Source organism: Marinomonas profundi, from assembly GCF_020694005.1.
GTDB classification, from domain to species: Bacteria; Pseudomonadota; Gammaproteobacteria; order Pseudomonadales; family Marinomonadaceae; genus Marinomonas; species Marinomonas profundi.
In genome coordinates this window covers 1,177,234-1,189,120 of the sequence record NZ_CP073013.1, presented here as the reverse complement: position 1 = coordinate 1,189,120, position 11,887 = coordinate 1,177,234, and the positions used below count along the sequence as shown (strand labels likewise).

The window sequence follows — 11,887 nt, the reverse complement described above, 5'->3', positions numbered from 1 at the left end:
AGGCCGGATGAATCGAGGAACGAAGATGCTTACTTGAAAAAAAGCGGCGTTCAACAACACCCAACGCCGGATAACGCCTCGTGCCTCGGCTCATCCGGCCTACGAAAAAACGTCACGAAACCACGAAATTTATCCAACGCCGGATAACGGTCGTGCCTTCCTCATCCTTCAACGCCGGATAACGCCTCGTGCCTCGGCTCATCCGGCCTACGAAAAAACGTCACGAAACCACCACCAACATTACTCAATACCAAACCATCCAACGCCGGATAACGGTCGTGCCTTCCTCATCCGGCCTACGCAACCAACGTCATCCCCAAATGGCGGTTCAACATTGACACCTTCAAAATAAGCCGTATATTTCAACGACAAATACTCAAACGAAAAAGGTCGTTTCCTTGCAACCAATAGAAGTGATAGACACCGTCAAAAAACTCGCGGCCAGCAACAGTGACATCGCCGCGCTTTGGCTCTATGGCTCCAGAAGCAAAGGAGAGGCGCACTCACACAGTGATTACGATTTTGCCGTCTTGTTTAATCACCGCCTAAGCGATCCTCTAGAACGTCGACTCAGGCCGGAACTGCTCGCACTGGATTGGTCGGCGTTACTCGGCGTGAAAGACAAGATGATCAGCGTCATAGACGTCCAAATAGCCCCCATTCCTCTTGCCATGAACGCCATATCCGGCCAGTTACTGTGTTGCAATAACCACTCCACCCGACTAGTGGCCGAAGGTGTTATCATGTCTAAAGCCGAAATAGACTATCACTATCACCTGACACACTTTTAGGGCGCAAAAATGGCAGACCTCTATTACACCTCTTCAGTACGAACAAACGCCAACGTCTACCAAGCCGAGTTAGAAGAACTGCATCAAATCCTGCAAACTCGAAACCTCACCACATTTGAATACCGAGCCTGCGAGCGTAGCCTACAAATCAGCATAGAAGTCGCCATAGGCATCGCCAAACACTGGGTAAAAGCCACCAAAGGTGCTCCTCCTGCAGACGCCTACCAATCTTTCGAAACCCTCTCCCAGCATGGCGCTATATCGCTAGAACAACTCACAAACTGGCGTAAAGTCATCGGTTTAAGAAACGCCCTTGTACACGACTACCTCAATATAGACCCAGCCATCGTTCGATCCGTCATCAGCAATCGATACTACCAAGACATATTTAACTTCATAGAAACAGGCCTAACCGAACTCGAAAAAAACAATAAGCATTAAACCACGTCACATCACCATTTAACGCCGGATAACGGTCGTGCCTTCCTCATCCGGCTTGAAGATGCTTACTTGAAAAAAAGCGGCGTTCAACGCCATGGAATAATCAAAACGTCAAGCAAACCTTTACAGTGAGACTCTATGATTGAGCAAGACTTTATCCGTTGTAAGATGCAGTTGCTGAAATTGGCCGAAGCGGATCCGCAAATTAATGCCCTGTGGCTATATGGATCGCACGCCAAGGGATTAGCTCATGAGTACAGTGATTTGGATTTGGCGGTGCAATTTACCAGCCACGAGACGGATATTTTCACTAGGCGCATGCGCCCTGAGATGCTTCTGCTTGATTGGCAACAAAGTTTACAGCTAGGCGATGGTCAGTTGTCTGTGATAGATCTAATGCAGGCACCTATCCTGCTTGGTATCGAAGTCATACAAGCCAACACGCTTTGGTATTGCCGCGAGCGAGGCCTAATGCTGCAAGGCGTAGGTAAAATAATGTCACGATATGAAATCGACTACTTACATGAAGAAAAACGACAGCAAGAAAGAGCGACAGCAGCAGAGGATACATGGACGATAACATGAAACATGATGGCTATTTAAAGGCAATGTTCCCTGGCGCCAAATAATCGGCATGCGCAATGTGTTAGTACACGACTATTTGAATTTTGATGAACAGCTACTGGATACCGTCATTCGTCAGCAGCTATACGCGGTAATTTTCGATTTTTGTTCCCAAGGATTAGTGGCTCTAGATCAAACCCCGTAAATAAACAAAAACGTAGGCCGGATGAATCGAGGCACGAAGATGCGTAACTTTGTTCCTTCCCCTTATCACTTCCAAGGGGAAGGCTCGGATGGGGTTGTGTTCTTCCGCCCCAGCTTCGCTTGCCCAACATTGACACCCTCAAAATAAACCGTATATTTCAATGGCAAACACCTAAACGAAAAAGGCCTTATCCTTGCAGCAACCAATAGAAGTGATCGAAACTGTCAAGAAACTTGCTGCCAGCAACAACGACATTGTTGCGGTTTGGCTTTACGGTTCCAGGGGCAAGGGAGAAGCCCAACCGCATAGTGATTATGACCTCGCTATTGCGTTTAACGATTTTCAACTGGACAGCCTAGAAAAATATTTAAGACCCAATGAACTGGCCATTGACTGGTGCGCATTGCTCAACTTACCAAGTGACAAGCTCAGTATTGTAGACATTAACCTCGCACCGATTTACCTCGCCTACAACATAATAGAAACGGGCAAACTATTGTATAATCAAGGCACATCAAGAATATGGCGAGAACAAGACCGAATCTACAGCCAGTTTGAGCATCAGCGAATAGAGAGCCAGCGCCATGACAGAATCGACGGATAGAGTAGGGCTACAACACTACCTAGCAGAAATCAAAAAGCACAAGCAAAAATACCGCCATGAACTGGATGAGCTAAGGCAAGACCTAATCGCCGACAATTTTCGTAGCAGAGACTACTTAGCAGTAGAAAGACTACTGCAAGTATACACAGAGCTTTGTATTGGTTTAGCCAAACACTGCCTGAAAAACCTACAAGGCCACTCTGCTACAGACGCCTATCAAACCTTCAGCCAACTTCGGGAGCATGGCTTCTTAAACAGTGACGAACTACAAGAATGGAAAAAAATCATCGGTCTTCGTAACGGGCTCGTACACGACTACCTAAAAATTGACCTCTCAATTTTAGAGCGAATCATCAAAGAATCGCACTATACTCAGCTAGATACATTTAGTGATAAAGCCATAAAGTTTCTAAACACCCCAACTCTCTCGTCGTGATAAATCATGACCTACAAAAAAACAGACAAAACCAAATAGGTCGCGCATTTAAGCTGGCAGCATAACGTCACGAATGGTCAACAACACTGCATTTTGTTAGTATGATTTTCGTCGTTATAGTGTATTTGGGATGAATATATGAACTATCAAGAAGCACGCTGGAAGCAACGATTTCAAAACTTTTCCAGAAGTTTATGTTACTAAAAACCACCACTGAGCTGGAAAAACTATCCGTTATTGAGCGTGCAGGAATGATTCAGTTCTTCGAAATATCCTTTGAGCTTGCTTGGAAAGTACTGAAAGACTTTCAAGAAGAAGAAGGCTTTTCGATAAGCAGCCCATGTGACGCAATAAAAACCGCGTTTCAATATCAGCTGATTGGAAACGGTAAAGAATGGCTAGAAGCCCTGAGCGACAGAAATTTAACCGTACACACTTATCAAGAGGAAACCGCTCAACTGGTCGAGCTAAAAATAAAGTCGACTTATTACCCGATTTTAAATGACTTTCATCGAAATTTTACCGAGAGACTAACCAAATGATGGAAGCCGACTTTGGGTTAACCTCAACAGAGCTTGAAGAGCTAAATGACATCATTCAAAGTTTTCATGAGATTGAATCTGTGATGATTTTTGGGTCAAGAGCCAAAGGTACCTATAAGCCAGGCTCTGACGTAGACATCGTCATCTCTGGCAACAAACTAGACCACTCAGTAGTGATACGGTTATCTAACCAGCTCAATGAAGAAACCACCTTCCCCTATTTCTTTGATATCTTAGATTTAAACACCATAAAATCCGAAGAAATGCTGGCACACATAGCACAACATGGACGAAAATTGGGCACAACAAGTGAGCCAGTGCACGAACCAAAGACGTAGGCCGGATGAGATGAGGCACGAGGCGCTTACCTGAAAAAAAGCGGCGTTCTCTCGTTTCCACGGGCTCCGGCGTGGGAACGCACGGCTTCTATCCATCCACGCCGGATAACGGTCGTGCCTTCCTCATCCGGCCTACGAAAAAACATCATGAAACCACCACTAACATTATCCAACGCCAACCCAACCCGTAGGCCGGATGAGACGAGGCACGAGGCGCTTACCTGAAAACAATAGCGGCTTTGAAGGATGAATCGAAGAGCGAAGATGCTTACTTGAAAAAAAGCGGCGTTGGTATTTTGGTGGTTTTTATATAGTATTAAAGTAGTAATACACAGCAATCTCAGGATGAGGTTGACGTTAATGGAAGAGGGATTTTAAATGAATACGAGATCAATGGATGATCATGATAGCCCATGGAAAGAGGCGTTGGAGCAGCGTTTTCCGGAGTTTTTGGCGTTGCTGTTTCCCGATGTTTATGCGCAAGTGGATTGGAGCCGGGAACGGGAATTTTTGGATAAGGAACTTCAACAGGTTGTGCAAGACGCCGAGCTAGGCCGACGTTACGCCGATAAGTTGGTGAAGGTGTATGCTAGAGATGGCACGGAAACATGGGTATTGATCCATGTGGAAGTGCAGGGTGAGGCAGAGCGGGACTTTGCCGAGCGAATGTACGTGTATCATTACCGGCTGTTTGACCGGTATCAGATGGATGTGGTCAGCTTAGGTGTGCTCGCTGATACCAATCGGAACTTCCGGCCCAATAGTTATCATTGGGGGCGTTGGGGTTGTGGGTTGGATTTTCGCTTTCCCAGTGTGAAGCTGCTGGATTGGCAAGCCCGCTGGGAGCAGTTAGAAAACAGCGACAATGTGTTTGCCTTAGTGGTCATGGCGCAACTTCGAGCCAAAAGCAGTAAACGAGCCGAAGAGCGTCAGGTTTGGAAGTTCCAGCTTGTGCAACTAATGTACGAGCGGGGCTACGAGCGCGATGTTATATTACAATTGTTTCGAGTGATTGATTGGATGATACGTTTACCAGAAGCGTTGGAGCGCCAATTCTTAGAATCGGTATACCAACTAGAGGAGTCTAAAAAAATGCCTTATGTAACCAGTGCAGAGCGTTTTGGAATTGAAAAGGGAATGCAACAAGGAATACAACAAGGCATGCAACAAGGAATGCAGCAGGGTATGCAACAAGGAATGCAGCAGGGTATGCAACAAGGTATGCAGCAGGGTGAAGCGACTATAATGCTGCGTCTGATGGCGCGTAAATACGGTGTAGACGTTGCGGCGGCTTACCGTGAACAGGTTGAAAAAGCCGATGCTGAAACCCTTCTGGAATGGTCTGAACGACTCCTCTTCGCCGAGAAAATAGAAGACATTTTTCATTAATATTCCCACGCCATTTCCCCTCCCCCTTGTGTCTTTAAGGGGGAGGCCGGGAGGGGGTTATTTCGGGGTTTGAATACTTTGATGAATCACTTCTAAAACAGCGTCTAGTTTTTTCATTATGTCTTGGTTAGTAAAGCGTATTACTTGCAGTCCTTGGGATCTCATAAAGTCGTCACGCTTTCGATCGTATGCTTGAGTGTCGTGGTTGTAATGGCTATCGCCATCTAACTCTATAACCAGTTTTTTTTCCGGGCAATAAAAATCAACAATATATTTTCCTATACCGTGCTGTCGCCGAAATTTAACCCCTAACTGTTTTGATCTGATTCGCTGCCATAGGATTTTTTCTGGTTCTGTTAAGTTATTTCTTAATACTGAACGAAAATGACGATTTTGCTTAATATTAAATAGTTTTTGAGTCATAAACTTAGCCTCCATGCTAAATACACTAGATCCCCAGCTCTGCTCCTCCCCCTTGTGTCTTTAAGGGGGAGGCTGGGAGGGGGTTACAAGACCTGAACCCCATCCTAACCTTCCCCTTGGAAGAGAAAAGGGGAAGGGACTAGACAACTCAGCTCTGCTCCTCCCCCTTGTGTCTTTAAGGGGGAGGCTGGGAGGAGGTTACAAGACCTGAACCCCATCCTAACCTTCCCCTTGGAAGAGAAAAGGGGAAGGGAGTTCTGGTCAAGTCCAACCGGACACTTTCCTAAAGGAGTTTTCATACTCAATGGGTGATTGGTCGCCATTCGACGAATGTAATCGCTCCAGATTGTAATATTTCACATACGCCGCAACATCTTGCTTCATATGCTCTCTTGTTGGTTGTGCTACCTTGAACAACCAATCATGTTTTAAACTGCCGAAGAACCTTTCAACCACGGCATTATCCCAACACGCACCGACGTCACCCATGCTAGAGCGGCAATCAAGCCGTTTTAATAGGCTTCTAAAGTGTTTACTCGTGTATTGCGAGCCTCTGTCGCTATGAAACACTAAGCCCTTTGGCGGCTGTCGTAAGCGATGTGCTTTTAAAAATGCATGCTCAATTAAGTCTGTCGTCATACGTTTTGACGTGTGCCAACCCACTATGCGACGACCAAATAAATCCATTACAATAGCAAGGTATAGCCAGCCTTCGCCTGTTTTTAAATATGACACATCCCCAGCCCACACCTGGTTTGGGCCTAACGGGTTAAAATTCATGTTCAATAAATTATCCGCTACAGCATCACTGTCTTTGCGCTTTGTGGTGACTTTGTAAGCGATACGCTGCTTAACGACTAACCCCAATCGTTTCATCAAGCCAATGACACGATGCCGGCTAACATCAAAGTCTTCTTTGCGAAGCTTTTTCGCAAGCTCTCGGCTACCCAGACTGCCTCGACTATCTTCAAAAAGCGCCTTCGCCCTACGATGTAAATTCAGTGTTTGTGCACTGATAATTATCGCGGGACGTTTTCGCCAAGCATAGTATGCAGATTTGCTAACGCGCATCACTTTACACGATATGGCAACTGGGTACTGCTTACCTAAACTTTTGAGAAATGAATATTTTATTTCATTTCTTTTGCGAAAAACGCTGAAGCCTTTTTTAATATTTCGCGCTCCATCAGCAAGCGCTTATTGTCTTTTCTGAGCTGAACGAGTTCAGCCCGCTCATCCTTCGACAACTCTGAATCTTCATCTTGTTGTTTAAACTTCGCTACCCAGTTATAAAGTAGCTTGTCAGTGATATTCAGTGAAGCGGCAGCCTCAACAACGGAGTAACCTTGCTCAATCACCAGCGCCACCGCTTCTTGCTTAAAATCGTTTGGATATTGTTTGTTAGTACGTTTAGTCATTTTACACCTCAATAATTGGATATTATCCTTTATTGAAGTGTCCGGCTAATTCAACCACAACAGGGACTAGACAACTCAGCTCTGCTCCTCCCCCTTGTGTCTTTAAGGGGGAGGCCGGGAGGGGGTTACAAGACCTGAACCCCATCCTAACCTTCCCCTTGGAAGAGAAAAGGGGAAGGGACTAGACAACTCAGCTCTGCTCCTCCCCCTTGTGTCTTTAAGGGGGAGGCTGGGTGGGGGTTACAAGACCTGAACCCCATCCTAACCTTCCCCTTGGAAGAGAAAAGGGGAAGGGTGTTCTGGTCAAGTCCAACCGGACACTTTCCTAAAGGAGTTTTCATACTCAATGGGTGATTGGTCGCCATTCGACGAATGTAATCGCTCCAGATTGTAATATTTCACATACGCCGCAACATCTTGCTTCATATGCTCTCTTGTTGGTTGTGCTACCTTGAACAACCAATCATGTTTTAAACTGCCGAAGAACCTTTCAACCACGGCATTATCCCAACACGCACCGACGTCACCCATGCTAGAGCGGCAATCAAGCCGTTTTAATAGGCTTCTAAAGTGTTTACTCGTGTATTGCGAGCCTCTGTCGCTATGAAACACTAAGCCCTTTGGCGGCTGTCGTAAGCGATGTGCTTTTAAAAATGCATGCTCAATTAAGTCTGTCGTCATACGTTTTGACGTGTGCCAACCCACTATGCGACGACCAAATAAATCCATTACAATAGCAAGGTATAGCCAGCCTTCGCCTGTTTTTAAATATGACACATCCCCAGCCCACACCTGGTTTGGGCCTAACGGGTTAAAATTCATGTTCAATAAATTATCCGCTACAGCATCACTGTCTTTGCGCTTTGTGGTGACTTTGTAAGCGATACGCTGCTTAACGACTAACCCCAATCGTTTCATCAAGCCAATGACACGATGCCGGCTAACATCAAAGTCTTCTTTGCGAAGCTTTTTCGCAAGCTCTCGGCTACCCAGACTGCCTCGACTATCTTCAAAAAGCGCCTTCGCCCTACGATGTAAATTCAGTGTTTGTGCACTGATAATTATCGCGGGACGTTTTCGCCAAGCATAGTATGCAGATTTGCTAACGCGCATCACTTTACACGATATGGCAACTGGGTACTGCTTACCTAAACTTTTGAGAAATGAATATTTTATTTCATTTCTTTTGCGAAAAACGCTGAAGCCTTTTTTAATATTTCGCGCTCCATCAGCAAGCGCTTATTGTCTTTTCTGAGCTGAACGAGTTCAGCCCGCTCATCCTTCGACAACTCTGAATCTTCATCTTGTTGTTTAAACTTCGCTACCCAGTTATAAAGTAGCTTGTCAGTGATATTCAGTGAAGCGGCAGCCTCAACAACGGAGTAACCTTGCTCAATCACCAGCGCCACCGCTTCTTGCTTAAAATCGTTTGGATATTGTTTGTTAGTACGTTTAGTCATTTTACACCTCAATAATTGGATATTATCCTTTATTGAAGTGTCCGGCTAATTCAACCACAACAGGGACTAGACAACTCAGCTCTGCTCCTCCCCCTTGTGTCTTTAAGGGGGAGGCTGGGAGGGGGTTACAAGACCTGAACCCCATCCTAACCTTCCCCTTGGAAGAGAAAAGGGGAAGGGACTAGACAACTCAGCTCTGCTCCTCCCCCTTGTGTCTTTAAGGGGGAGGCTGGGAGGAGGTTACAAGACCTGAACCCCATCCTAACCTTCCCCTTGGAAGAGAAAAGGGGAAGGGACTAGACAACTCAGCTCTGCACCTCCCCCTTGTGTCTTTAAGGGGGAGGCTGGGAGGGGGTTACAAGACCTGAACCCCATCCTAACCTTCCCCTTGGAAGAGAAAAGGGGAAGGGACTAGACAACTCAGCTCTGCTCCTCCCCCTTGTGTCTTTAAGGGGGAGGCTGGGAGGGGGTTACAAGACCTGAACCCCATCCTAACCTTCCCCTTGGAAGAGAAAAGGGGAAGGGACTAGACCAAATCCGGTGAGCCACACATTTCTACGGTACGATGACGTGGCATGTGGGGTTTTCTTGTTCAATCATGCTTTTCAGTGTCTGCTTGGCGCGGTCGTCGCCGTGTACTAGGTGGACTTTTTCCGGACGGACGCGCATGCGTTTGATGAAGTTTAATAAATCCCGTTGCCCTGCATGGGCGGAATACCCGCTTATTTGCTGTACCTTGGCGTTAATGGCATACCGCTCACCATCGAACATGACATACCCATTGGGTTTATTGTGATACTTCAAAATGTCCCGGCCTGGCGTCCCTGTCGCCTGATAACCTACAAACAACACGTCATTGCGTTCATCGCCCAATAATGCTTTTAAATAATTTACGATCCGCCCACCGGCGCACATGCCGGAAGCGGCGATAACAATGGCAGGACGAGTTTGGCGCTGTAGGTAAGAGACAGTTTGTAAATGGGTGGCATGGTCATCTATCGTAGTGACTTGCTCAAAGCTCAATGGATGACGGCCTGCATTAACCCGACGCTTGGCTTCTGCGTCCCAATAGGTTTTCAACGATCGATACACAGTAGTAAAACGACTGGCGAGAGGGGAGTCGATAATAATATCAATGTCTTCCCAGTTTAGTGGCACACCTGAACGCGTTTGGCTCACGGTTTTCTGCTTGTTCTGATGAATTATATGTTCCAACTCATACAGCAATTCCTGCGTACGGCCAATGCTAAACGCTGGAATAAGTACTGTGCCCGAATCGCTCAACGCGTGTTCTAAGCTACTCTGCAAACGCTGGCGTCGAGTGGATCGGTTTTCATGGTTGCGATCACCATAGGTACTTTCAATAACCAATTGATCAGCTCGATAAGGAGATTGTGGCGCGGGCAATAAAGGCGAATAGGGCGCCCCCAAATCCCCAGAAAACACCACATCGTGATAGGCTTTGCCTTTTGATTTTATCTCGGCATTTTTCACCCGAAACGTCACATACGCCGAGCCCAAAATATGCCCCGCACGGCACAAACGTAACTGAACGCTAGAACCTTTCCCTGCAAGCGGAATACTCGTCCATTCTTTGTATTCCAACGGCACCAATTGCGATGCCAAGCGATCTAAACACGCCTCAATAATACTGGCATTGCGCGTGACTCCGACTTTTAGTGCGTCTTCAATCACCAAAGGCAACAAAGCCGCACTCGGCTTAGAGCAATAAATCGGCCCAGTAACCCCCGCTGCCAACAAATACGGCAAACGCCCAACGTGATCGATATGAACGTGAGTAATAACCAACGCCTGCACAGCAGAAAGATCAAAGTCTATTTCTAAACTATTCGAATCTGCCCCAGATCCAGACGTCTCCGCCCCCTGAAACAAACCGCAATCCACCAAAACCGAATTGTCACCATCCACAAACAACTCATGGCAAGACCCAGTCACACCCTGCACCGCACCATGATGCTTAACATCCAACATACAAATCCCTCTGCAACAGACAAAAAATAACCTTACCCCACAACAACACCCAACGACAACCATCCAACGCCGGATAACGGTCGTGCCTCCCTCATCCTTCATCGCCGGATAACGGTCGTGCCTCCCTCATCCTTCATCGCCGGATAACGGTCGTGCCTCCCTCATCCTTCATCGCCGGATAACGGTCGTGCTTCCCTCATCCTTCATCGCCGGATAACGGTCGTGCCTCCCTCATCCGGCCTACGAAAACAGCATGTACGAAAGCGAAATCGCAAAGGACCGAGTCAAAAAGAGGAAATGATTATTTTGTTAACATAGGTATACTTATTTTCAAGAAACTGAAAAGGGGCTTGGTATGTTGATTGACACGAAAAAATCGCAGTTTTGAAGAGGTATGAGGTGTAATCTGAAAAGACATGAAAACGCTTCTTTATAAAAATATCGGCAATGAATAAGACGTACTATCGATTAAAATCAGCGACGGAGTAGTCAAAATGAGATTAACAGACAATCAGGTGCAAACAATAAAGCAAGTGGTTGCCATGCTCGCTGGCGAAGACGCAAAAGTGACCTTATTTGGTTCTCGTGTTGATGATACTAAAAAAGGTGGAGACATAGACTTGCTGATTACTCTAAATAATGTGATTGAACATCCTGCTGTATTGTCATCAAAAATAAGTGCACGTCTCATTAGATTGTTTCAAGGCCGTAAAGTGGATGTCTTATTGTCTGCGCCTAATTTAAAAAGTTTACCAATACACCAGATAGCGCAGAACAAGGGGGTTTTATTATGAAGTCAAAAAATAATGCCGTTGATAAGCTAGAAAGGGTAATGTTTTTGCAACGAGTGGTTGACAGAGAAATTCACCATTTAAACTATTCGGCATCTAAAATATTTCATCAGCCGTTTACACTTGAATTAGCCGAACAGCTGAACAGTAACGAAGAGCTTGCTGAGCAGCTAGAGGCTTTCATTAGTCGATTTTGCCGTTTGCAGGACACGCTAGGTGATAAATTTCTACCAGCATGGCTAGATATATTAGAAGAAAAGACAAACGTCGCGATTGATAATTTAGATAAAGCAGAAAAAATTGGTGTATTGCCTTCAGTTGAATTATGGCTAGAACTGCGACAGTTGAGAAATCAAATGATTCATGAATACATTGAAGATTTGAATCTACTGGTGGACGCATTGCAAACTGCCCATGGCAATTTAGGTTTTTTAATGGGAGTTGCAGACGCTATCAACACCGATCTTAGCAGCAGAGGAATAGGCCGCTGAGA

At 45.9% G+C, this 11,887-nt stretch carries 14 protein-coding genes and 1 pseudogene; 11 read left to right on the top strand and 4 right to left on the bottom strand.

From position 1 onward, the window contains the following. Positions 1 to 398: 398 nt before the first annotated feature. From J8N69_RS05555 to J8N69_RS05515, 9 genes and pseudogenes are all read left to right on the top strand, one after another. Positions 399 to 791 carry a nucleotidyltransferase domain-containing protein gene (locus tag J8N69_RS05555; RefSeq protein ID WP_168827442.1) on the top strand — a complete coding sequence of 131 codons (393 nt, stop codon included), beginning with the start codon at positions 399 to 401 and terminating at the stop codon, positions 789 to 791. A 9-nt stretch (positions 792 to 800) separates the two neighbouring features. After that, entirely contained in the window at positions 801 to 1,232 is a 432-nt protein-coding gene (hepT, locus tag J8N69_RS05550) for a type VII toxin-antitoxin system HepT family RNase toxin (protein WP_168827440.1), read from the top strand. A 138-nt stretch (positions 1,233 to 1,370) separates the two neighbouring features. Beyond that, complete coding sequence (gene mntA, locus J8N69_RS05545; RefSeq protein ID WP_168827438.1) at positions 1,371 to 1,817, top strand: type VII toxin-antitoxin system MntA family adenylyltransferase antitoxin; 447 nt, start codon at positions 1,371 to 1,373, stop codon at positions 1,815 to 1,817. Positions 1,818 to 1,854: 37 nt separating this feature from the next. After that, a pseudogene (locus J8N69_RS17165) lies at positions 1,855 to 2,001 on the top strand (HepT-like ribonuclease domain-containing protein); the annotation flags it as partial. A 193-nt stretch (positions 2,002 to 2,194) separates the two neighbouring features. Then, a complete protein-coding gene (mntA, locus tag J8N69_RS05535; protein ID WP_211085206.1) occupies positions 2,195 to 2,605 on the top strand; it encodes a type VII toxin-antitoxin system MntA family adenylyltransferase antitoxin in 411 nt (136 codons plus the stop codon). Further along, complete coding sequence (gene hepT / locus J8N69_RS05530; protein WP_168827434.1) at positions 2,586 to 3,041, top strand: type VII toxin-antitoxin system HepT family RNase toxin; 456 nt, start codon at positions 2,586 to 2,588, stop codon at positions 3,039 to 3,041. The genes mntA (J8N69_RS05535) and hepT (J8N69_RS05530) overlap by 20 nt, the downstream gene beginning before the upstream one ends. 134 nt (positions 3,042 to 3,175) lie before the next feature. Further along, positions 3,176 to 3,583: an HI0074 family nucleotidyltransferase substrate-binding subunit gene (locus J8N69_RS05525; RefSeq protein WP_328796852.1), complete on the top strand. Its 408-nt coding sequence runs from the start codon at positions 3,176 to 3,178 to the stop codon at positions 3,581 to 3,583. Next, entirely contained in the window at positions 3,580 to 3,921 is a 342-nt protein-coding gene (locus J8N69_RS05520) for a nucleotidyltransferase domain-containing protein (protein WP_168827432.1), read from the top strand. Before J8N69_RS05525 ends, J8N69_RS05520 begins: the two co-directional genes overlap by 4 nt. A gap of 378 nt (positions 3,922 to 4,299) precedes the next feature. Next, positions 4,300 to 5,310, top strand: coding sequence for an RpnC/YadD family protein (locus J8N69_RS05515; RefSeq protein ID WP_168827431.1), 1,011 nt, complete (start codon positions 4,300 to 4,302; stop codon positions 5,308 to 5,310). 57 nt (positions 5,311 to 5,367) lie between these two features. Here J8N69_RS05515 and J8N69_RS05510 read toward each other — a convergent pair whose 3' ends face one another. The 4 genes from J8N69_RS05510 to J8N69_RS05495 form a co-directional block, all read right to left on the bottom strand. Continuing rightward, complete coding sequence (locus J8N69_RS05510) at positions 5,368 to 5,733, bottom strand: endonuclease domain-containing protein (RefSeq protein WP_168827429.1); 366 nt, start codon at positions 5,731 to 5,733, stop codon at positions 5,368 to 5,370. 261 nt (positions 5,734 to 5,994) lie between these two features. Next, a protein-coding gene (locus J8N69_RS05505) for an IS3 family transposase (RefSeq protein WP_168827682.1) occupies positions 5,995 to 7,151 on the bottom strand; the annotation gives its coding sequence in 2 pieces (ribosomal slippage) (positions 5,995 to 6,881 and positions 6,881 to 7,151; 1,158 coding nt in all). 303 nt (positions 7,152 to 7,454) lie between these two features. Next, a protein-coding gene (locus J8N69_RS05500) for an IS3 family transposase (RefSeq protein WP_168827682.1) occupies positions 7,455 to 8,611 on the bottom strand; the annotation gives its coding sequence in 2 pieces (ribosomal slippage) (positions 7,455 to 8,341 and positions 8,341 to 8,611; 1,158 coding nt in all). A 555-nt stretch (positions 8,612 to 9,166) separates the two neighbouring features. Continuing rightward, positions 9,167 to 10,603: an MBL fold metallo-hydrolase RNA specificity domain-containing protein gene (locus tag J8N69_RS05495; protein ID WP_168827220.1), complete on the bottom strand. Its 1,437-nt coding sequence runs from the start codon at positions 10,601 to 10,603 to the stop codon at positions 9,167 to 9,169. A 494-nt stretch (positions 10,604 to 11,097) separates the two neighbouring features. Here J8N69_RS05495 and J8N69_RS05490 point away from each other — a divergent pair, with 494 nt between their 5' ends. Both J8N69_RS05490 and J8N69_RS05485 read left to right on the top strand, forming a co-directional pair. Then, on the top strand, positions 11,098 to 11,397 hold the full coding sequence (locus J8N69_RS05490; RefSeq protein ID WP_168827222.1) for a nucleotidyltransferase domain-containing protein: 300 nt from the start codon (positions 11,098 to 11,100) through the stop codon (positions 11,395 to 11,397). Further along, complete coding sequence (locus J8N69_RS05485) at positions 11,394 to 11,885, top strand: hypothetical protein (protein WP_168827223.1); 492 nt, start codon at positions 11,394 to 11,396, stop codon at positions 11,883 to 11,885. Before J8N69_RS05490 ends, J8N69_RS05485 begins: the two co-directional genes overlap by 4 nt. The last annotated feature ends 2 nt before the right edge of the window (positions 11,886 to 11,887 follow it).